Annotated in this window: 19 protein-coding genes; 13 read left to right on the top strand and 6 right to left on the bottom strand. The window is 71.5% G+C overall.

Annotated elements, in window-relative coordinates; genetic code table 11:
* Positions 1-37: 37 nt before the first annotated feature.
* On the bottom strand, positions 38-1,456 hold the full coding sequence (locus ACFQSB_RS02185) for an aminotransferase-like domain-containing protein (RefSeq protein WP_380823963.1): 1,419 nt from the start codon (positions 1,454-1,456) through the stop codon (positions 38-40).
* Between the two features lie 166 nt (positions 1,457-1,622).
* Between ACFQSB_RS02185 and ACFQSB_RS02180 the strand changes: the two genes are divergently transcribed.
* Positions 1,623-2,618 carry a DMT family transporter gene (locus ACFQSB_RS02180; protein WP_380823962.1) on the top strand — a complete coding sequence of 332 codons (996 nt, stop codon included), beginning with the start codon at positions 1,623-1,625 and terminating at the stop codon, positions 2,616-2,618.
* A 389-nt stretch (positions 2,619-3,007) separates the two neighbouring features.
* Here the strand turns inward: ACFQSB_RS02180 and ACFQSB_RS02175 are convergent, their stop codons facing one another.
* The gene (locus tag ACFQSB_RS02175) at positions 3,008-3,748 is read right to left on the bottom strand and encodes a GntR family transcriptional regulator (protein WP_380823961.1); all 741 of its coding nucleotides are present in this window, start codon (positions 3,746-3,748) and stop codon (positions 3,008-3,010) included.
* Between the two features lie 479 nt (positions 3,749-4,227).
* Between ACFQSB_RS02175 and dapA the strand changes: the two genes are divergently transcribed.
* Positions 4,228-5,142, top strand: coding sequence for a 4-hydroxy-tetrahydrodipicolinate synthase (dapA, locus tag ACFQSB_RS02170; protein ID WP_380823960.1), 915 nt, complete (start codon positions 4,228-4,230; stop codon positions 5,140-5,142).
* 247 nt (positions 5,143-5,389) lie between these two features.
* On the top strand, positions 5,390-7,075 hold the full coding sequence (locus ACFQSB_RS02165; protein ID WP_380823959.1) for a ribonuclease J: 1,686 nt from the start codon (positions 5,390-5,392) through the stop codon (positions 7,073-7,075).
* Between the two features lie 150 nt (positions 7,076-7,225).
* Here ACFQSB_RS02165 and ACFQSB_RS02160 read toward each other — a convergent pair whose 3' ends face one another.
* Positions 7,226-8,545 carry a pectate lyase family protein gene (locus ACFQSB_RS02160; protein WP_380823958.1) on the bottom strand — a complete coding sequence of 440 codons (1,320 nt, stop codon included), beginning with the start codon at positions 8,543-8,545 and terminating at the stop codon, positions 7,226-7,228.
* Between the two features lie 124 nt (positions 8,546-8,669).
* Positions 8,670-9,590, bottom strand: coding sequence for a 5-dehydro-4-deoxyglucarate dehydratase (locus tag ACFQSB_RS02155; RefSeq protein WP_354835217.1), 921 nt, complete (start codon positions 9,588-9,590; stop codon positions 8,670-8,672).
* Between the two features lie 250 nt (positions 9,591-9,840).
* Here ACFQSB_RS02155 and ACFQSB_RS02150 point away from each other — a divergent pair, with 250 nt between their 5' ends.
* The 9 genes from ACFQSB_RS02150 to ACFQSB_RS02110 all read left to right on the top strand — a co-directional run bounded on the left by ACFQSB_RS02150 (position 9,841) and on the right by ACFQSB_RS02110 (position 18,444).
* Positions 9,841-10,743, top strand: a complete 903-nt coding sequence (locus ACFQSB_RS02150; protein WP_380823957.1) for a carbohydrate ABC transporter permease — start codon at positions 9,841-9,843, stop codon at positions 10,741-10,743.
* Positions 10,744-10,754: 11 nt separating this feature from the next.
* Positions 10,755-11,636: a carbohydrate ABC transporter permease gene (locus ACFQSB_RS02145; RefSeq protein ID WP_380823956.1), complete on the top strand. Its 882-nt coding sequence runs from the start codon at positions 10,755-10,757 to the stop codon at positions 11,634-11,636.
* A gap of 27 nt (positions 11,637-11,663) precedes the next feature.
* Positions 11,664-12,980: an ABC transporter substrate-binding protein gene (locus ACFQSB_RS02140; RefSeq protein ID WP_380823955.1), complete on the top strand. Its 1,317-nt coding sequence runs from the start codon at positions 11,664-11,666 to the stop codon at positions 12,978-12,980.
* Between the two features lie 105 nt (positions 12,981-13,085).
* Positions 13,086-14,237 carry an enolase C-terminal domain-like protein gene (locus ACFQSB_RS02135; RefSeq protein WP_354835209.1) on the top strand — a complete coding sequence of 384 codons (1,152 nt, stop codon included), beginning with the start codon at positions 13,086-13,088 and terminating at the stop codon, positions 14,235-14,237.
* A gap of 74 nt (positions 14,238-14,311) precedes the next feature.
* The gene (locus ACFQSB_RS02130; RefSeq protein WP_380823954.1) at positions 14,312-15,061 is read left to right on the top strand and encodes an NAD-dependent epimerase/dehydratase family protein; all 750 of its coding nucleotides are present in this window, start codon (positions 14,312-14,314) and stop codon (positions 15,059-15,061) included.
* A gap of 41 nt (positions 15,062-15,102) precedes the next feature.
* Positions 15,103-15,906: an IclR family transcriptional regulator gene (locus ACFQSB_RS02125; protein ID WP_354835205.1), complete on the top strand. Its 804-nt coding sequence runs from the start codon at positions 15,103-15,105 to the stop codon at positions 15,904-15,906.
* A gap of 111 nt (positions 15,907-16,017) precedes the next feature.
* Complete coding sequence (kduI, locus tag ACFQSB_RS02120) at positions 16,018-16,830, top strand: 5-dehydro-4-deoxy-D-glucuronate isomerase (protein ID WP_380823953.1); 813 nt, start codon at positions 16,018-16,020, stop codon at positions 16,828-16,830.
* Positions 16,830-17,576 carry an SDR family oxidoreductase gene (locus tag ACFQSB_RS02115; RefSeq protein WP_380823952.1) on the top strand — a complete coding sequence of 249 codons (747 nt, stop codon included), beginning with the start codon at positions 16,830-16,832 and terminating at the stop codon, positions 17,574-17,576. The genes kduI and ACFQSB_RS02115 overlap by 1 nt, the downstream gene beginning before the upstream one ends.
* 103 nt (positions 17,577-17,679) lie before the next feature.
* A complete protein-coding gene (locus ACFQSB_RS02110; RefSeq protein ID WP_380823951.1) occupies positions 17,680-18,444 on the top strand; it encodes an IclR family transcriptional regulator in 765 nt (254 codons plus the stop codon).
* A 103-nt stretch (positions 18,445-18,547) separates the two neighbouring features.
* Here ACFQSB_RS02110 and ACFQSB_RS02105 read toward each other — a convergent pair whose 3' ends face one another.
* Positions 18,548-19,516: a sugar kinase gene (locus ACFQSB_RS02105; protein ID WP_380823950.1), complete on the bottom strand. Its 969-nt coding sequence runs from the start codon at positions 19,514-19,516 to the stop codon at positions 18,548-18,550.
* Positions 19,517-19,592: 76 nt separating this feature from the next.
* On the opposite strand from ACFQSB_RS02105, the gene ACFQSB_RS02100 reads away from it, so the two are divergent.
* Entirely contained in the window at positions 19,593-19,778 is a 186-nt protein-coding gene (locus ACFQSB_RS02100; protein WP_354915542.1) for a tautomerase family protein, read from the top strand.
* Positions 19,779-19,846: 68 nt separating this feature from the next.
* Here ACFQSB_RS02100 and ACFQSB_RS02095 read toward each other — a convergent pair whose 3' ends face one another.
* The gene (locus ACFQSB_RS02095) at positions 19,847-21,355 is read right to left on the bottom strand and encodes a sodium:solute symporter family protein (protein WP_380823949.1); all 1,509 of its coding nucleotides are present in this window, start codon (positions 21,353-21,355) and stop codon (positions 19,847-19,849) included.
* Positions 21,356-21,479 lie beyond the last annotated feature (124 nt).

The raw sequence follows: 21,479 nt of genomic DNA, 5'->3' as shown, positions 1-21,479 counted from the left end.
GTAGGGCAGCCTCCGGTACGGTCCGCCTGCGCCGGGCTCAGCCGGACCCCGGCGCGAGCTGGGCGTCCAGCGTCGCGCCGAGGCGACGGACGCCCTCGGCCAGCTCGGCGACATGGGCGGCGGCGATGTGGGTGACCCGGATATGCGGGCAGGGCGGTTCGGCGGAGTGGTAGATCGCTCCCGGGCTGACCAGGACCCCGGCGCGCTGGGCGGACTCGACCAGCGCCGTCTCGTCGACGTCCCGGGGGAGCCGCACCCACAGGTGGAGCCCGCCCGGGGGCATGTAGGGCACGCGCGCGGAGGGCAGGTGGCGGGTCAGGGCGGAGGCCAGCGCGTCACGCCGCACCGCCAGCTCCGCCGTCACCGCCGCCCGGTGACGCCGCCAGGCGGGGGAGCCGAGCAGCTCCAGCGCGGTCTCCTGCAGGGGGCGGGCGACGAAGAACGACTCCACGAGCTGGGCGGCTCGCAGCCGCCGCGCCGCCGGGCCCCGCGCGATCACCGCGGCCACCCGCAGGCTCGGCGAGGTGACCTTGCTGAGCGAGTTGACGTGCACGACGGTGCCGTGGGCGTCCATGGTGACCAACGGGGGCGGGACGGGGCTCGTGGCCAGGTAGCGCGCGTAGTCGTCCTCGATCACGAACGCCCCGGCGGCCCTGGCCACGGCGAGGACCTGGCCGCGGCGTTCGGCCGACAGCACCACGCCGGTGGGGTTGTGCAGGGTCGGCTGGCAGTAGAACACCCGCGCGCCGGTGACGGCGAACGCCTCGGCCAGCAGGTCGGGACGCACTCCGTCGGCGTCCATCGGCACGGCCACCGCGCGCAGCCCGGCGGCGCGGGCGGCGGCCAGCGCTCCGGGGTAGGTGGGCGTCTCGACCAGCATCGCGGCGCCGGGCGCGGACAGGGCGCGGAAGGCATGGGTCAGCGCGGCCTGCCCGCCGCTGACGATCAGTACGTCGGCGTGGGTGACGCCGCCGCCCACCTCGGCGGCGAACCAGCGCCGCAGCTCGGCCAGTCCGTTCAACGGCGGGATCGCCCAGGCGTCCGCGCGGCGCACGGCGCGGACGGCGGCGTTCGCCAGGGCCTTGGACGGGCGCAGCCCCGGGTGGAGGTAGCCGCCTGCGAGTGGGATGACGCCCTCGGGAGGCGGGGTGAGCAGTCCGGCGACCGCCGCGTCGTCGACGGACCGGTCTCCGAGCGAGACCGTCTGCCATGACAGGTCGGTGGCCTCTCCGGACGTCGCGGCGACGGAAGGCGCGACGAAGGCGCCGCTCCCCGGACGGGTGACGACCCTGCCCTCGGCCGCGAGCGCCGCCAGCGCCCGGGACACGGTGACGGGGCTGACCTTGTGGCGTCGCACCAGCTCGCGGCTGGATGGCAACCGGTCGCCCGGCCGTAGCCGCGCCGCCTCCTCGCGCAGCGATGCGGCGATCCGGACGATACTGCTATCGTCATTCATGAAAGATAAGAGTAGCGCTACTGCCCGCACGGCAGTAGCGATCCCCCTCGGCCTACTCCGCTCCCGGCGCGGGCCCACCGGCGACCAGAGCGACGTCCCCCGAGCGGCGACGGCGGGAGAACGAGCCGGAGAGGCGGAGGATGCCGCGCCAGGATCAGGGCCCGGGATGGCGGACGGCGCGGTCCCGCGAGTGCCGGCCGGAGTGGCGCAGAGCGCCGAGCCGGCAGTGCAGGACGGCACAGGGGACGGCGCGGTGCCGGGGAAGCCGTCCGTGCCCGGTGCCCGGATGGTCGCCGGTGCGAGCCGGTGGGCGGGGACGTCGCTCGCGGGCCTGGGGGTCGTGGCGTTCTCGGGGACGTTGACGGCGACCGCCTTCGCCCTGCGGGGCTTCGACCCGTACTTCGTGGCGGTCGGCCGGGCCGCCGTGGCCGCGGCGGCGGCGGTGGTCTGCCTGCTGGCCGCCGGCGCCGCGCCGCTGCCTCCTCGGGCCCAGTTCCGGTCCTACGCCGCGATCGCGTTCGGCGTCGTCTTCGGGTTTCCCTTGTTCAGCGGCCTGGCCCTGGCCGCCGGGGCGAGCGTCTCGCACGCGGCCGTCGTCGTCGGCCTGCTCCCGGCCGCTACCGCCGTGTTCGCCGTTCTTCGGGCCGGGGAACGGCCGCGCCCGCTGTTCTGGGTTGCGAGCGCGGCGGGCGCGGCCTCGGTCACGGTCTTCACGCTCACCAGGGGAGGCGGCCGGCTCGCCGCCGCGGACCTGCTCATGGTCGCCGCACTGGTCTGCGCCGCGGTGGGGTACACCGAGGGCGGACGCCTGGCGCGGCACACGGCCGGCTGGCGGGTGATCTCCCACGCCCTGGTGCTGGCGGCCCCGGTGACCGTGCCGGTCGCGGTGATCCTGTGGTTCACCACCGCTCACCGTCTGTCGACGGACGTGATGGCCGGGTTCGCCTACGTGTCACTGGTGTCGATGTTCCTGGGCTTCATCCCCTGGTACGCGGGCCTCGCGCGAGGCGGCATCGCCCGCGCCGGTCAGACCCAGCTCCTCCAGCCGCTCCTGACGCTGCTGCTGGCATGGTGGCTGCTGGGGGAGAGCCTGGACCCCGCCACCCTGACCGCCGCCGTGGCCGTGCTGGTGTGCGTAGCCCTGACCCAGCGCGCCCGCTGACCGACGTCCGGGGAACGGCCGCGCGCCGCACATGGCGCCGAATTCGCCGTCCTCCCTTCCCGCCGACGCGGCGCCGGAGGAAGGCCCGGTCGAGGCGGGGAGAGGATCGTGCCGGGGGAGGTGGGTGGTCGGGCGTTCGGCCGCTACCTCTTCCTGCCGCGCGGCGGCGGGTGGCGGCGGCCCACGGAGGGCAGGTGGGGGTGATGCGCTCTTGTGAAGTCGGGCGCTGGGTGGAGGCCCGGTTGGGCGGGGAGAGGATCGTGCCGGGGGAGGTGGGTGGTCGGGCGTTCGGCCGCTACCTCTTCCTGCCGCGCGGCGGCGGGTAGCGGCAGCCCACGGAGGGCAGGTGGGGTGGTGGGCGCTTGTGGCGTCGGGTGCCGGGGAAGGGGTCAGGCGCCTAGGGGGACGGAGTAGACCAGGCGGAAGCGGTCGCCGGGGACGACGATGTCGCTGGTCTCCACGGGGCGGTCGCCGGACCAGTGGGTGCGCTCGATGTGCAGGACGTGCACGCCGGTGGGCAGGTCGAGCAGGTCGCTCTCGGTCGGCTGCGGGACGCGGGTGTGCACGCTCTCGCGAATGTCGGTGATCTTGACTCCGGCGGCGGACATGCGGGCCAGCAGGCTCTTGCGCCCGTTGGTGCCCTCTTCGGGGCAGGAGTGGGGGCGGCCGAACTCGACCGGCTCATAGGAGGTGGCGAGCTGCATCGGCTTGCCGTCGGTGCGGAAGACGTAGCGGGTGCGGGTGACCGGCTCGGCGGCGTCGAGCCGGAGGCGGCGGGCGATCTCGGGCCCGGCCTTGACGGGCTCGCTGCGCCAGTCCCACGTGGCGCGGTGGCCGCCGGCCTGCATGTCGGCGGCGAACGGGGCGTCGTGGTCGATGTTGCGGCACCGTTGCAGGGGGTAGAGCACGGACTTCTCGCGGACGTAGTGCCCGGAGCCGACCTTGCCGATGATGAGGCCTTCGGCGGCCAGGACGCGCAGGGCGTGACGGGCGGCGGTCTCGCCGACGCGGAAGCGCTGGGTGAGTTGCGCGCGGGACGGGATGGGCGCGCCCGGCGGCAGGGTGCCATCGACTATCTGCGCCCGCAGCTCTTCGACCACACGGAGGTACACCGGATCGTTGCCAGTCATCCGTCCATCCCTAAGGGTGTTCGAGATCGTTTTCCTATCTTGCCGTAATCGAAGGACAACTAGGAGTAATGGCGAACACTTGGAGTCCCAACTTTACGAAACGTGATTCTGTGGCGACATTGCGTTCCGCCTGGACGGAAAAGGTGAGGAGCGGTACGGGGGACACCGCCCGCCACCAGGACGGGCGTGCGGCCGGGCGGGACGGGGGCGCGTCCGGCGGGCGGGCCGTAGCCCCCGCCGGCGTGGCCCGTGCGGACGATCGGAAAATTCTTCTCAGATGTGTGTAACGCCGCCGTAAGCGGGGCCGATTGCACGGATAGAGGTCGTCGATGTGTGTACCCCCGAGCACATATCGACGGCCTCTGTCCATGTCACACCATCTCCCCAGGAACCGGTGCACACCCGGATCGACCGACGTGCCGTCACGAACCGGGGTGGCGGGGTCCACCGTCTTCGCGGATCCAGGTACCGTTCCGTCTATGGCATCGCCAACCGGAACCTCCGACGCGCCCTTCGGGCGCATGCTGACCGCGATGGTCACGCCGTTCACCGCCGACGGCGCCGTGGACATCGACGGTGTCCAGCGCCTGGCCACCTACCTCGTTGACGACCAGCGCAACGACGGTGTCGTCGTCAGCGGCACCACGGGGGAGTCCCCCACCACGAGCGATGCCGAGAAAGAGCTCATACTGAAGGCCGTGCTGGAGGCGGTCGGCGACCGGGCGACCGTCGTGGCCGGCGCGGGCACCAACGACACGCGCCACTCGATCGAGCTGGCCAGGGCCGCCGAGCGCGCCGGCGCCCACGGCCTGCTGGTGGTGACGCCGTACTACAACAGGCCGCCCCAGGAGGGGCTGTACCGCCACTTCACGACCATCGCGGACGCCACCGGCCTGCCGGTCATGCTGTACGACATCCCGGGCCGCACCGGCACCCCGATCGACACCGAGACGCTGCTGCGCCTTGGAGCCCACCCGCGCATCGCCGCGGTGAAGGACGCCAAGGGCGACCTGTTCGGCGCCTCGCAGGTGATGGCCGCCACCGACCTGGCGTACTACTCCGGGGACGACGCGGTCAACCTGCCCTGGCTGTCGATCGGGGCGGCCGGGTTCGTCAGCGTGGTCGGCCACGTGGTGGGCGCCGAGCTGGCCTCCATGATCGGCCTGTTCCAGTCGGGCCACGTGGAGGGCGCCCGTTCGGTGCACCAGCGCCTGCTGCCGGTGGTCACGGGCATCATGACCCGCAGCCAGGGCGCGATCATGGCGAAGGCCGCGCTGGGCCTCATGGGAAGGCCGGTGGGCCCGGTGCGCGCGCCGCTCGTCGACGCCACCGGGGAGCTCGTCGCGACTTTGCGCGAAGACCTGGTCGCGGGCGGGGTGAAGTTGTCCGACTGAAATGCCGCCTACTCTGGGTGCGGCCGACGAAACCGCGCGCCCGGCCGGGCGCGCGCCGGGCCGAGGCCGCCGCGGGTACGTCGTGAGCGGCGGAGCACCCACCTGAACGAGTCGCCGCGCGCTGTTCGCGGCGGGGAGGAACTGAGAGTTTGAGAGAGAGACACGACGATCTCGGCCCGCGACGCGCCGGACGGCTCGGCGAGGGAGCCGTACACGCGCGGCGGGCCGATGTACATGGGGGGAGAGCATGAGTCATCCGCATCCCGAGCTGGGGCCGCCTCCGGCCCTGCCGGAGCACGGCCTGCGCATCGTCGCGCTCGGCGGGCTCGGTGAGATCGGCCGCAACATGGCGGTCTTCGAGTTCGACGGCCGGCTGCTGGTGGTCGACTGCGGCGTGCTGTTCCCGGAGCCCGACCAGCCGGGCGTCGATCTGATCCTGCCCGACTTCGACTACATCCGGGACCGCCTGGACCAGATCGAGGCGGTCGTGCTGACCCACGCCCACGAGGACCACATCGGCGCCGTCCCGTACCTGCTGCGCGAGCGCCGCGACATCCCCCTGGTCGGCTCCCGCCTGACCCTGGGCATGATCGAGAGCAAGCTCACCGAGCACCGCATCCAGCCGGTCAAGGTCGAGGTGGCCGAGGGGCAGCGGCAGCGGTTCGGCCCGTTCGAGTGCGAGTTCTTCGCGGTCAACCACTCGATCCCCGATGCCCTCGCCGTGGCGATCAGGACGCCCGCGGGCATCGTCCTGCACACCGGCGACTTCAAGATGGACCAGCTTCCGCTCGACGGCCGGCTGACCGACCTCGGCGGGTTCGCCAGGCTCGGCGCCGAGGGCGTCGACATGCTGATGTCGGACTCCACCAACTCCGAGGTGCCCGGCTTCGTGCCGAGCGAGACCACCATCAGCCCGGTGATCGACGAGGTCTTCCGCAGCGCGACCAAGCGCATCATCGTGGCCTGCTTCGCCTCGCACGTGCACCGCGTGCAGCAGGTGTTCGACGCCGCCGAGCAGAACGGCCGCAAGGTCGCGCTCATCGGCCGCTCGATGGTCAGGAACATGGGCGTGGCCCGCGAACTGGGGTACCTGCGGGTGCCGGCCGGCCTGCTGGTGGACGCCCGCGAGATCGAGGAGTGGCCGCCGGAGGACGTCGTGCTGATCTGCACGGGGTCGCAGGGCGAGCCGATGGCGGCGCTGTCGCGCATGGCCAACCGCGACCACCCCATCCGGGTCGCCGAGGGCGACACGGTCGTGCTGGCGTCGTCGCTGGTGCCGGGCAACGAGACGGCCGTCAACAAGGTCATCAACGGGCTCACCCGCTGGGGCGCGCGCGTGGTCCACAAGGGCAACGCGCTGGTGCACGTCTCCGGTCACGCCGCCGCGGGCGAACTGCTGTACGTGCTGAACGCCACTAAGCCGTCGAACTTCATGCCCGTGCACGGCGAGTGGCGCCACCTGCGGGCGCACGCGAAGCTGGCCGCGCTCACCGGCGTGCCGGACGACCACATCGTCATCGCCGAGGACGGCGTGGTCGTCGACCTGGTCGACGGCCGGGCGCGCATCGTCGGCGCGGTCCCGTGCGGCTATGTCTACGTGGACGGCTCGTCGGTCGGCGGCATCACCGACGTCGCGCTGAAGGACCGCCGCATCCTCGGGGACGAGGGCTTCATCTCGGTGGTCGTGGTGGTCGACTCCACGACGGGGAAGGTCAGCGGCGGCCCCGAGATGTACGCGCGGGGGTCGGGCATCGAGATCGACGCCTTCGAGGCGGTCATCCCGCTGATCGAGAAGGCGCTGCAGGACGCCGCCGCCGACGGCGTGGCCGACATCCAGCAGATGCGCCGCGTCACCCGCCGCATCGTCGGGCGGTGGGTCAACGACACCTACCGCCGCCGGCCGATGATCGTCCCGGTCATCGTCGAGGTGTGAGCACGGGGACCGTCACGCCGCGGTTCGACGGCGTGACGGTCCGGGGGGTGCCTGGCCGCCGGGGAAGGGGCCCGTCAGGTCAGGCCTGACAGGGCGCTCGGCTCAGGGGTCCGGGGCGGGGCGTGGCGGCACGTCGCCGCCCGCGCCGGGTCAGCGCAGGCGGCCGGGGCCCGCCAGCAGCGGCACGGTCAGCGGCACGACGGCCGCGGGGTCGACGCGGGTGTGCAGGGCCGGGGTCCATCCGACGTCGCCGGACAGGTCGGGGTCGTGGGTGGCGTTGTGCGCGGCCAGGATGTCCACCTGGCGCACCTTGCCGCCCGAGGCCACCAGCGTGCCGGTGGCGTGCAGGGCGGTGCCGCCCCAGTTGTAGATGATCGTGCCCGGGTCCACCCCGGCGCCGAGCCGGAAGAAGTTGTCCTCGGCGTAGATCTTCGACTCCACCCCGGCGCCGAAGCTGTAGACGTACTCGTCGCCCGCCGGGATGTCGTAGTAGTTGTCGTACACGTGCACCTGGCCGAACCGCACGCGCGGCGCCCGCTGCAGGATGGTGTCGAACACGTTGTGGTGCACGGTCACGTTCAGCTTGCCGCGGTCGGCGGCGGGGTTGTTGGTCGAGCCGATCAGCATGGTCTTGTCGTGGTCGGCGAACCGGTTCCACGAGACGGTGGCGAGGTCGGAGCCGCTGGTGATGTCGAGTTCGCCGTCGTGCACCTGGTAGGGTCGGCCGAAGTACAGCGGCTGGGCCGAGTCAGGGTAGCCGCCGTCGTCGAAGCCGTTGTGGTCCACCCAGACGTGGGTGGAGCCGGTGACCGAGATGTTGTCGTACAGCGAGTTCCAGTTGCCCTCGGCGCCGTCGGTCGGGTCCCACTGGGGGAAGCAGTCGTAGGCGTCCTGGAACCTGATGTTCCTGATGATGATGTTGTCGGCCTTGTCGACGTGCAGGTTCAGGCCCTTGATCACGGCGTTGCCGAGGCCGGCGATGGTGGTGTTGGAGCCGACCTTCGGCTTGATCTGGGCGGTCTGGCGGGCGGCGGAGGCGGCGCGCGCGTCCTCCAGGGGCCCGGACGGCTCGGCGTCGCGGCCCCACACCGCCGGGTCGTAGGCGGCGAGGTAGGCGGGCTGAGTGTAGCCGTCGGTCGCGTAGTCGTCGCAGGTCAGCCGGGCGCCGGTGTCGTCGGTGTTGCCGTCGATGACACCCTTCACGTAGATGATCTTGGGGGTGGCGTCGCCCTTGTTCAGGGCGGTGACCAGTTCCTTGCGGGTGCGGACGGTGAACACGTGGGCGTCGTCGGCCGCGGCGCCGCCGGTGGTGCCGGTGGTCGCGGCGGCCCATCCGTCGCCGGCGGGCAGCGTGCGCCGTCCGAGCGGGACGTCGTGGCCGGTGGCGGCCGAGGCCGCGGGGACGGCGGTCAGCGTGGCGGCGCACAGGGCCGCGGCCAGGACGGCCGCGGTCGTGGTGGGTGCTGGCAAGGGGATACCTCCTGGGTCAGGGAGGCCCCCGCTCCGGCGGAGGGCGGCCTCCAGGGGGTCCGGGCCCGGGCGGGCGTGCCCGCGGGGCCCGGGCGGGCGCCTCCCCGACGCGGCGCCGTGCGGGTCAGGGGCTCTCGGTGATCGACAGTGCGCGCTCGATCAGCTCGCCGAGCCGCTTGACGTGCTCGGGCGCCGGCTCGCACAGCGGGGCGCGCACGGGGCCGGCGTCCAGGCCGCGCAGGCGCACGCCGGCCTTGATCAGCGACACCGCGTATCCGGCGCCCTGGCGGCGCAGCTCGACCAGCGGCCGGTAGAACTCGTCGATCAGCCGGTCGGTCACGGCGTCGTCCCCGGCGAGCAGGGCCTTGTGGAAGGCCAGGGCCACGCCGGGGACGAAGCAGAACACCGCGGAGGAGTACCGGGTGATGCCGAGCCCGCGGTAGGCGAGCGCGGACATCTCGGCGGTGGGCAGGCCGTTGAAGAACAGCAGGTCCGCCGAGGCGGTGCGCGCGGCGCTGATGACGCGCTGGAGCAGGTCCAGGTCGCCGTGGCCGTCCTTGAACCCGATGATGCCGGGATGGCGGGCCAGTTCGACGACGGTCCGCGGCTCGAAGATCGCGTTGTCGCGCTGGTAGAGGATCACCGGCAGCCGGGTGCCGTCGGCGAGGGCCTGGTAGTGGCGCCGCAGGCCCTCCTGGTCGGGCTGCACGAGGTAGGGCGGCAGGGCGAGCAGCCCGTCGGCGCCGGCCTGTTCGGCGGCCGCGGAGAAGCCGGCGGCGAGCGCGGTGGCGTATCCGGTGCCGGCGATGACGGGCACCCGCCCGGCGGTCTCCTCGACGGCGGCCGCGACGCACGCCGCGTAGTCGGCGAGGCTCAGCGAGGGGAACTCGCCCGTGCCGCAGCAGGCGAACACCGCGCCGCATCCGGCGGCCACGCCGTCGCGGACGTGCTCGCGGAAGGCGTCGAGGTTGAGCCGCTCCCGGTCGTCGCAGGGGGTGACGGGAAAGAAGAGCGGCCCGTCGAGCCGATCCACCAGCGAAGTCATACGGTCCTCTCTCGCGTACACATGCCAGGACTGTATTCACGTATATGAACACAGGGAACGTATGGCGGCCATGCCCCGCCAGTCAAGGGAGCGGGGGAAACCTGCGCGCCCGGCATCCGAAATGCTTTGGTTACCTGGCGAAGGGTTGACATCGCGCGTGCCGCCTTCCTACGTTGACGGCGCGTCCACAAGTGTGAACCTTGTTCAAGAATGTGTCACTCATTCGACGGCCGACCGAACGGAGCGCCAGGTGGCATTCGCCAGGACAGCGGCGGCGAGGGAGCGTCCCCGGGCCCTGCGCTGGGCCCCGTACCTGTTGATCTCCCCGACCGTCCTGCTGATCACGGTGTTCCTCGTCTACCCGATCGGCAGCGTCCTGTACTACAGCCTCCAGCACTACAACCTGACCAAGCCGTGGTCCAACGGCTTCGCCGGGCTGGCGAACTTCCGGGAGATGCTTTTCGAGGACCCGCTGTTCTGGACGAGCCTCGGTTTCACCGCCAAATGGGTGGTCGTCGAGATCGCGCTGCAACTCGTGCTCGGCCTCGCGCTGGCGCTCATCGTCAATGAAAGTTTCATCGGCCGGGGGCTCGCCCGTTCGATGGTCTTCTCCCCGTGGGCGGTCTCCGGAGTGCTCACCACCGGCATCTGGATCCTGCTCTACAACCCCACCACCGGCATCGTCCGCTACCTCGGCGCGCCGGAGGCCGCGGTGCTCGGCAATCCCGACACCGTGTTCGGCGCCGTCGTGGTCACCGAGCTGTGGCGCGGCGTGCCCTTCTTCGCGATCCTGCTGCTCGCGGGGCTCCAGGGCATCCCCGGCGAGCTGTACGAGGCGGCGGCCGTCGACGGGGCGGGGCGCGCCCGCCGCTTCCTGCACGTCACCCTGCCCCACCTGCGCGACGCCATCGTGCTGGCCACACTGCTGCGCTCGGTGTGGGAGTTCAACAACGTCGACCTGATCTACACGCTCACCGGCGGCGGCCCGGCCCAGGTCACCACCACGCTGCCGCTGTACGTGGCCCAGCGCGCCATCGACTCCAAGGACTTCGGGTACGGCTCGGCGCTCACGACGGCGGGCTTCCTGATCCTGCTGTTCTGCTCGCTGCTGTACCTCCGGCTGAGCCGGTTCGGCGCGGACCACAAGGCATGAGGGGCGCTTCCATGGCAACCGAGACCATCGTGCGGCGCCCCGGGAAGGTGGGCGTCCGGACGGCCCCCGGGCCGCGGCCCCGCAAGGACCCGGGCAGGGTGCTGCGGCTGTACGTCCCGCTGGGCCTCTACCTGGTCTTCACGCTGGTGCCGTTCTACTGGATGATCGTCTTCGCGCTGCGGCCGACCGGCTCCACCGCGCCGGTGCCCTGGCCGATCACCTTCGAGCACTTCGAGACCGTGTGGAACGACATCGGCTACGCGGTCTTCTTCAGGAACAGCGTGGTCGTGGGCGTGCTGTCGCTGCTGTTCACGACGGTGGTCGCGCTCATGGGCGGGTACGCGCTGGCGCGCTTCCGCTTCCGCGGCCGGACGGTGTTCATGGTGGCCCTGCTGTGCACGCAGTTCATCCCGGGCGCCATGATGCTGATCCCGCTGTTCACGATCTTCCGCGGCCTCGGGCTGATCAACTCCCTGTGGAGCCTGGTGATCGCGGACACGGTGTTCAACCTCCCGCTCTCGATCATCCTGATGAGCGGGTTCGTCGCCGCGGTGCCCTTCCAGGTGGAGGAGGCGGCGATGGTGGACGGCTGCACGCGCGTCCGTGCCTTCTTCGCGGTCGTGCTCCCGCAGCTGCGTCCCGGCCTCATCGCGGTCGGGTCGTTCGCCTTCATCCACACCTGGAACAACTTCCTGTTCGCGCTGATGTTCATCAGCAAGCAGGCCAACTTCACCATCCCCGTCGGCCTGAGCTACACGATCGGGGAGTACAGCGCCGACTTCGGGGCCCTGGCGGCGGGCGGCGTGGTGGCGGCCGTCCCTGTCGTCTGCGTGTTCGCAGTGATCCAGCGCTATCTCGTGCACGGCATCAGCGCCGGTGCCGTGAAGGGATAGCCACCCCCGCCTGGAGGACACCACACCATGAGAACCATCACCAAGGTCTGCACGGCGGCCGTCGCCGTCCTCGCCCTTTCGGTCACCGCGTCGGCCTGCGGGTCGGACTCCGGAGGCGGCGGGCAGGCGTCGGGCGGCAAGACGACGATCACCTTCTGGGACAACAACGGCGGCGTCCGCACGCCGCTCTACCAGGAGCTGATCAAACGGTTCGAGCAGGCCAACCCGACCATCCACGTCGAGTACGTGGGCATCCCGATCGCCTCGGTCCAGCAGAAGTACGACACCGCGATCGCCGGAGGCGAGACGCCCGACGTGGGCGGCGTGACCACCAGCTACCTGGCCGGCCTGACCGGGCAGCAGGCGCTGGAGCCGGCCGATGACTGGCTGGCCAAGAGCCCGGCGAACGGCAAGCTGCTGGACAGCATGCTCGCCTCGGTCAAGCGGACCGACCCCGGCGGCAAGCTCTACATGGTGCCGGCGACCTCCAACCTCGACGTCGTCTGGTACCAGAAGGACAAGCTGTCGGCCGCCGGGATCCAGGCGCCCAAGACCTGGGACGAGTTCTTCGCGGCGGCGGACAAGCTGACCAAGGCCCCCGACCAGTACGGCTGGACCATCCGCGGCGGCGCCGGTTCGATCTTCCAGCTCCTGGCCGAGGCCTACGCCTACTCCGGGGTCACCGAGTTCTTCGACGCCTCCGGCAAGAGCACCGTCAACGACCCCGGGAACGTCGAGCTGGTGTCCAAGATCGCCGCGCTGTACAAGAAGGACACGCCGGAGGCGGACGTCACCAACGACTTCCCGAAGATGGTGGCCCAGTTCACCAGCGGCAAGGTCGCGATGATGCACCACAACCTGGGGTCCTACAACGACCACGTGAAGGCGTTCGGCGCCGACAAGATCGACGCCTTCCCGATGCCGGTCGGGGCCTCGGGCAAGCGCACCATCGTGGCCAACCCGGTCGACGGGTTCGCGGTGTTCAAGAACAGCGAGCACAAGGACGCGGCCTGGAAGTTCGTCGACTTCCTGGTCTCCAAGGACAGCAACAGCTACTGGAACCAGCAGACCGGCCAGATCCCGGCCAACAAGGACGCCCAGGCCGACTCCTGGCTCGACGAGCGGCCCTACCTGAAGAACGCCGTGCAGGTCCTGGGCGACCCCTCGACCGTGGTGGTCTCGCCGCCGTACTACCTGCCGCAGTTCTCCTCCATCACCAAGGCCGACACCGAGCCGCTGTTCCAGAAGGTCCTGCTCGGCCGGATGAAGCCGCAGGAGTTCCTCGACACCCTGGCGCGGAAGCTCACCGAGGCGCAGGCCGAGTGGAAGCAGTCGCACTCCTAGCCCGGCCCGGCACGACCCCGGGACCGGCACCCGTCACCTGACCGCGGGCGCCGGTCCCGGTTCCACCCCGGCGAGGCCGGGGGCGATCGAGCGGAAGGAGAGGTCATGGCCGTCATCGAGCGCGTCGGCGTCACGGTGTTCACGACCGTCGCCAGATCGGTGGTGGACGGGCACGGTCACCGGCATCCGGGCCCGCCGCGGGAGGTCAAGGAGGCGCTGCTGGAGATCACCGACAGCGACGGCGCCAAGGGGTACTGCCTCGGACAGCCCGAGACGCTGCGCGAGAGCATGATCCAGGCGCACGTGCGCCCCGTGCTGACCGGCCAGGACGGTCTCGAGCGCGAGCGGCTGTGGCACGCGCTCGCGCGGCGCCAGCGCGGCGCCCACGGCCACCTCACCGACCGTCTGCTGAGCACCGTGGACCAGGCCCTGTGGGACCTGGCGGGCCGCAGGCTCGGCCTGCCCGTCTGGAAACTCCTCGGCGGCGCCCGCTCGGTCGTCCCCGCCTACGCCAGCACGATGTGCGGCGACGACATCCCCGGCGGCCTGGCCACGCTGTCGGACTACGCGAGCTTCGCCAAGGATCTGGTGGCGCGGGGATACCGGGGCATCAAGCTGCACACCTGGATGCCGCCGATGCGTCATGGCGTCGAGCTGGACATCAAGGCGTGCGCGGCCGTGCGGGACGCGGTCGGCCCCGACGTCGCCCTGATGCTGGACAGCAACCACTGGTACAGCCGCACCGAGGCCCTGCGGCTCGGCCGGGCGCTGGACGAGCTGAACTTCGCCTGGTACGAGGAGCCGATGGAGGAGGCGTCGGTGCAGTCCTACCGCTGGCTGGCCGACCAGCTCGCCACCCCGATCCTCGGCCCGGAGACCTCCTGGGGCAAGCACATGGCGCGGGCCGAGTGGATCGCGGCGGGGGCGTGCGACATCCTGCGCGTGGGCGTCGTCGGCTCCGGAGGGATCATCCCGGCGCTGAAGGCCGTGCACACCGCCGAGTCCTTCGGGATGGGCTGTGAGATCCACGGCAACGGGTCGGGCGCGCTCGCCGTGATCGGGGCGACGCTGTGCGGCGAGTGGTACGAGCGCGGCCTGCTGCACCCGCACTCGGACTACGATGCCCCGCCGCCGCATCTCCGCTCGATCATCGATCCTTTGGACGATTCAGGAAATGTCACACTCCCGTGTCGTCCAGGACTGGGTGACGATCTTGACGTGGACCACATCGCCGCCCATACGGTGGCCACATGGTGAACACGGCGAGCACAGCGACCACGGCGAATCCAGCGAACACGGCGACCCCAGTGAACCCGGCGAACAACGTTCTTGTGACCGGTGCCGCCGGACGTATCGGCGCCTGCCTGACCTCCGGTCTGCCCGAGTACGGCCACACGCTGCGGCTGCTCGACCGCACCCCGATGGAGCACGAGCGCTTCGAGGTGATCTGCGGGGACATCGCCGACCCGGCGGTGCTCGACCGGGCGATGAAGGGGGTGTCCGCGGTCGTGCACCTGGCCGGCGTCCCCTCCACCGGCGCCACCTTCGAGGAGGCGCTCACGGCCAACATCGAGGGCACCTACCACGTGATGGAGGCCGCGCGGCAGGCCGGGGTCGAGCGGTTCGTGTACGCCAGCAGCAACCACGCGGCGGGGTTCACGCCCCGGCGGGAGTCGGTGCCCGCCGACACCCCGGTGGCGCCCGACTCGCACTACGGCGTGTCCAAGGCCTACGGCGAGGCCCTCGGCCGCTACTACTCCGACCGGTACGGCATGCAGGTCGCGTGCCTGCGCATCGGTACGTTCGAGCAGCGCCCGCCGAGCCCGCGCGCGCTGTCCACCTGGCTCAGCCCGGGGGACATGGTGCGCCTGGCCCACGCGTGCCTGACCTCGCCGGATCTGACCTACGCGGTGGTCTGGGGCGTGTCGGCCAACACCCGCAACTGGTGGGACCTGTCGGCGGGACGGGCGCTCGGCTACGAGCCGGTGGACGACGCCGAGGCCTACGCGGCCGAGCTGGCGGAGCTGGATGCGTCCGATCCCGAGTACGCCTGGCTCGGCGGTCGCGTCGTGGAGTCGTGACCGGGCGACAATGGAGGTAACGTGCGGCAGGGAGGGCGCAAATGACGGAGCAGGGAACCGCGGTGCCGCAAGAGGGGACCGCGGTGCCGCACGTCAAGTCCGCCGTGCGGACCGTCGAGCTGCTCGACTTCTTCGCCCAGTATCCCGGCCTGCACAGCCTGTCCGACCTCCAGGGCAAGCTCGGCTATCCCAAGAGCAGCCTGCACGCCCTGCTGCGCACGCTGGTCGGCCTCGGGTGGATCGAGACCGACGTCACGGGCACCCTCTACCGCATCGGCATGCGGGCGCTGCTGGTGGGCGCCACCTACATCGACGGCGACCCGGTCGTGCAGATCGCGCGCGACGCGCTCGACTGGCTCGCCGAGGTCACGGGCGAGACGGTCCACCTGGCGCGGCTCGACCACTTCGACGTGGTGTACCTCGCCACGCGGGCCTCGCGCCACTACCTGCGGCCCTTCACCAGGGTCGGCCGGCGGCTGCCGGCCAGCACCACCTCGCTCGGCAAGGCCATCCTCGCCACCCGCGACGACGCCGAGGTGGCGCGCCTGCTGCCGGCCGAGCTGCCCCGCCTCACCAAGAGCACCATCGTCGACCAGGCGCAGCTCATGGCCGATCTGCGGCGCATCCGCAAGCGGGGGTACTCCATCGACCGCGAGGAGAACACCGAGGGCCTGCGCTGTTTCGGGGTGGCGCTGGACATCGCCTATCCGCCGCGTGACGCGGTGAGCGTGTCGGTCCCGGTGCCCCGGCTGACGGCGGGCCGCGACCGCGAGATCGCCGCCTGCCTGCTCGAGGCGCGCGACCGCATCGAGGTGGCCGCCCGCGGCGTCCGCCGCACGTACTAGACGCCCTCCGGGCGGGTCCCGCCACGCCGTCCTCCCGGCGGCTTGACCTGGCACGCCCAGCGCTGTTCTATATAGCGATATGGCATTTTATGTAACGGAATAGGAGGCGTGGTGGAGGTACGGTACGCGACGGCACCGGACCAGGTGCCGGGCATGACGACCGACCGGCTCAGGAGCCGCTTCCTCGCCGAGGACCTCTTCGTCCCCGGCGAGATCCGCCTGGTGTACTCCCACGAGGACCGCATCATCGTCGGGGGCGCGGCGCCCGGCGACGCGCCGTTGGACCTTCCCTGCCCCGATGGGCTCCGCGCGGAGTACTTCCTGGAGCGCCGCGAGCTCGGCGTCGTCAACCTCGGCGAGCCCGGCGTCGTCACCGTCGACGGCGAGGAGCACCCGCTCGGGACCAAGGAGTGCCTGTACGTGGGCATGGGCTCGCGCGCGGTGTCCTTCAGCGGCGGGGCGTTCTACCTGGTGTCCACCCCCGCGCACGCCGGGCACCCGACCGTCAGGGCGGGGCTGCCGGACGCCGAGCCGGTGCGGCTGGGCTCGCAGGAGGGCTCCAACGACCGCACCATCTACAAGTACATCCACGCCAAAGGCATCCAGAGCTGCCAGCTCGTCCTCGGCGTCACGGTGCTGGAGCCGGGCTCCATGTGGAACACCATGCCCTGCCACACCCACGAGCGGCGCACCGAGGTCTACCTGTACTTCGACGTCCCGCCGGACGCCCGCGTCGTCCACCTCATGGGCAGGCCGGACGAGACGCGCAACCTGATCGTCGCCGACCGGCAGGCCGTCATCTCGCCGCCGTGGTCGGTGCACTGCGGGTTCGGCACCCGCAACTACGCCTTCGTCTGGGCGATGGGCGGCGAGAACCAGGCCTACGACGACATGGAGCAGGTCGCGATCGGCGAGATGCGGTGATGTTCTCCCTGGAAGGCAGGACGGCGCTGGTCACCGGCTCGCGCACCGGCATCGGCCGGGCGATCGCGGCCGGCCTGGCCAGGGCGGGGGCCGACGTCGTCCTGCACGGCCACCGCGACGACCTGGACGAGGTGGAGGCCGAGGTCCGCAAGGCCGGCAGGGAGGCCTGGCGGTGGGTCCTGGACCTGTCCGACGTCGCCCGGCTGCCCGAGGCCGCCGAGGAGCTGGCCGCCCGGCACCGGGTCGACATCCTGGTGAACAACGCCGGGATCATCCGCAGGGCGCCGGCCGTCGAGCACGACTACGCCGACTGGCGGGCCGTGCTCGACGTCAACCTCGACGCGGTCTTCCTGCTCAGCCGGGCCCTCGGCGGCCCCATGCTCGACCGCGGGCAGGGGAAGATCATCATGATCGCGTCGATGCTGTCGTTCCAGGGCGGCATCAACGCGGCCGGGTACGCCGCCGCCAAGCACGGCGTCGCCGGCCTCACCCGCTCGCTGGCCTGCGAGTGGGCGCCGCGGGGGGTGCAGGTCAACGCGATCGCCCCCGGGTACATCGTCACCGGCAACACCCACGCGCTCCGCGCCGACCCCGACCGCGAGCCCGCCATCAGGGCCCGCATCCCGGCCGGCCGCTGGGGCGCCCCCGAGGACCTCGCCGGCGCGGCCGTCTTCCTCGCCTCCGCGGCCTCCGACTACGTCAACGGCCACATTCTGGCGGTGGACGGCGGCTGGCTCGCCCGGTGACCTCGCCCGCCGGCCGCGCGACCCCGCCCTGTCACGGCCCTGTCACGGCCCTCGCACGGTCGTGCGGAGCGTGCCGGGCGGTGGCTGTTAGTAGGCTCAGGACGTGGTCAGGGAAGGCAGCTCCATCGACAAGGCGCTGGCGGTGCTCGAGGCGATCGCCGAGCACCACCGCGTGACCGACATCGCCGCGGCGACCGGCGTCTCCAAGTCGACCGTTCACCGCATCCTGCAGTCGCTCGTCGAGTGGGGGTTCGCCCGCGCCGACGGCGCGGGGGGCTATGAGCCGGGGCCGCGCATCCTCACCCTCGCCGGCCGGGTCATGACCAGGTTCGACCCGTCCCGGCAGGCCTCGGCGGCGCTGCGCGCCCTGCACGAACGCACCGGCTACACCACCCACTTCGGCATCCGCAGCGGCGACGAGGCGGTCTACGTGGACAAGCTGGAGGGCCGCAGGCCCTACCAGATGCCCTCCCGGGTCGGCATGAGCCTGCGCCTGCACACGACGGCCATCGGCAAGGCCATCCTCGCCGGGCTGGACGACGACGAGGTGCGCGCCATCGCCGGGCGCACCGGCCTCCCGCGGCTCACCCCGGGCACGCTGACCGGGGTGGAGGAGCTGCTCGCCCACCTCGAGAAGATCCGCGCCCTCGGCTACGCCGTGGACGACGAGGAGAACGAGCCGGGCATCCGCTGCGTCGGCGCGGCCGTCTTCGACCACACCGGCCAGGTGCTGGGCGGCATCTCCATCTCCACCCTCGCCATGGACATGGACCGCGCCGCCTTGGAGGAGCTCGCCCCGATCGTCACCGCCGCCGCCCGCGACGTCTCCCAAGCCCTGGGCGCCCCCACCACCACCCCCACCCGCTGACCCCCGCCCACCCACCACCGCGACGCCATCCGGGCCGAGCGGTCCCTGGTGTCCCTGTTCACTGAGGTACGGCGAAGCCGGCGCCCATGTACGGCGGGCCGGGTCAGGGGTCCTGGGGGCGGGTGAGGAGGCGGTCGATCTCCTCGGGGGTGGCGACGCGGCCGGTGCCGCCCTGGCCTTGCAGGCTGATGGCGGCGGCCGCCGTTCCCGCCCGTACGGCGTCGCGCAGCGCCGTGCCCGTGGCCAGTCGCGCCGCCACCGTGCCGATGAAGGCGTCACCGGCCCCTGTCTGGTCCACCACGGCCCGAGCGGCGACCGCCGGGATCTCCACCAGCGGGCCCGCGCTCCCGTCCGGCCACCCGTCCCTCCCGCCGGGCAGGCCGAGCAGGACGCCCTCGGGGCCGCGGGTGACGGCGACCGCGCGGGCGCCGAGCTTCAGGCAGGCACGCACCACTTCGGCCGGGTCGGCGGTGCCGAGCAGGGGGAGGCTGTCGCCCGGGCAGGACGGGGCGACGAGGGCGGCCATCGGCGCGATGTCGGCGAGCACGCCGGCGGCCTGCTCGGGCGTGGTGAGCCGGGAGCGGAAGTTCGGGTCGTACACGACCTTGCCGCCGGACGCGTGCACGATCTCGGCGGCGTGGCGCACCGCGTGGGCGCACGAGGCCGACAGTGCGGCGGTGACGCCGCTGACCAGCAGCACGGCGGTCTCGGCCAGCGGCGCGTCGGCCACGTCCGAGGGGCCGAGCCTGGAGGCGGCGCTGCACGCCCGCATGTAGGCGAAGGCCCGCTCGCCGCCGGGGTCGGCGCCAACGGCGTAGGCCCCCGTGGACCCGGCGCCCGGCAGCATCCACCGGGTGTCGACGCCGTGCGCGGCCGCGAACCGGATCAGCCGTTCCCCGAACTCGTCCTCGCCCACCCGCGTCACCAGCGCGACGTGCGCGCCCGCGGCCGCCGCCGCCACGGCGGCGTTCAGCGCGTCCCCGGAGAACGACAGGCGGAAGGTGTCCGCCTCGGTGAGGGGGACGGACGCCGAGAACTCGACCAGCGGCTCGCCGATCACTATCACGTCCACGCCGGCTGCCTCCTTCTTGGTTCATGTAGTGGAATCTGATTTCATGTGATGCAACACATGGAATCCGGAGGGCATCATGCCGAACATCACTGTGGAACTGCTGTCGGGGCGGACGATGGACCAGCGCCGCGAGTTCGTGGCGGCGGTGACCGACGCCGCCGTGGGCATCCTCAAGGCCCGGCCCGAGGCCGTGCGCATCGTGTTCACCGAGATCGAGAAGTCCGACGTCGCCAACGGCGGCATCCTGGAGTCGGACAAATAGTCCTGCACGTCACGGTACAAGCCGGTGGGCGGGGTGAGAGATCCTCTCACCCCGCCCACCGGCGCGCGTCACGCGAGGGTGGCGGTCGGCCGATCGGGAGACGCCGAAGGAAGATCGGTGTTCAGTGAGTCGACCAGTTCGTCGCGGGACGGGGTGTTCTCCGGGCGCAGGAGCCCGATGACGACGTACAGGATCAGGGACGTCACCAGCGGGGCGGCGACGACCAGCGTCTGGTTCGTCGAGGCGATCACCCACTTGATCACGGCCCACACCGCGAGGCCCGCCGCCCACGAGGTGATGGCCGCGGTGGGCCCGCTGCGCTTGAACCAGGGGAGCAGGCCGAGCATCAGCGGGATCGAGATCGGTCCCATCGTGGCGGCGACCACGTCCACGACGATCTTCAGCACCACGCCCTGCCCCTGGGTGGTGATCGCGATGGTCATGCTGACGACCACGAAGATGAAGGTGGTCACCCGGGCCAGCCGCAGCGCGCCCGCGGCCGGCAGCTCGCGCAGCCGGCGGACGAAGACCGGCAGGATGTCGCGGGTGATCACCGCCGAGATCACGTTGGCGTCGGAGGAGACCATGGCCATGGTGTGGGAGAAGAACCCGGCCAGCACCAGGCCGATGAGGCCGGTCGGCAGCAGTTCCTGCGCGAGCCGCACATAGGACTGGTCGGAGTTGGTCAGGCCCGGGACGATGAGCGGCGCGGCGAACATCGGGATGAACAGCACCAACGGCCAGAGCAGCCACAGGGCGCTGGACAGCAGCGCCGCCCGCTTGGCCTGCGAGCCCGACGGGGCGCCCATGTAGCGCTGGGCGAGGTTCCACATCCCGCCGTTGTACTCGAAGGTCTTGATCAGCAGGAAGGCGAAGAAGTACGTCGTGGTGTAGGGCCCGCTCAGCGGATCGCCGTGCCCCTCGGGCAGGTCGCCCCACATGGTCCACAGCGCCGAGATCCCGCCGAGGTGCCCGAGGACGGCCGCGAACATGACGACGCCGGCGACGGCCTGGATGACGAACTGGCCGAAGTCGGTGAGCACGTCGGCCCACAGCCCGCCGACCGTCACGTAGACCACGGTGACCGCGCCGGTGATGGCGATGCCGTACTGGATGGGGATGCCGGCGAAGCCCTTGAGCAGCACCGAGATGGCCACCCATTTGGCGGCGATGTCCACGACCTTCAGAAGCGCGCCACTGTAGGCCATGACCTGCTGGGTGGGCAGGTTGTAGCGCCGGGTGAGGTACTCCAGCGGCGAGACCACGCCGTGCCTGGATCTGAGCCGGTTCCACCGCGCGGCGAACAGGAAGGCGCCGATGCCCACGCCGATGCCGATGGTCATCGCCCACCAGACGTAGACGGTGAGCCCGTAGTCGTAGGCGACGGCGGCGAACGCGACGAACATGACCGCGCTGTAACCCGACATGTGGTGGGAGATCCCCGACAGCCACCAGGGGATCTTCCCTCCGGCCGTGAAGTAGTCGATGACGGTCCTGATGCGGTTCTTCGACCACACGCCGATGACGATCATCACGGCGAAGTATGCGCCCAGCACGGTCCAGTCGAGTGCGGACATCACTTCTCCTTCCAACGTCCTGTTGGATGGAGGTTCCATTACATGGAACATGATGTCAATACATAAAACGCAACTCCTGGCCAGATCCGGACTTTCCCCGACGATCACGACAGCCCCGGCGCGC

This window comes from Sphaerisporangium rhizosphaerae (assembly GCF_042665155.1).
Lineage (GTDB): Bacteria > Actinomycetota > Actinomycetes > Streptosporangiales > Streptosporangiaceae > Sphaerisporangium > Sphaerisporangium rhizosphaerae.
The sequence above is the reverse complement of the archived record's forward strand: the minus strand, read 5'-3'. Positions and strand labels throughout refer to the sequence as shown.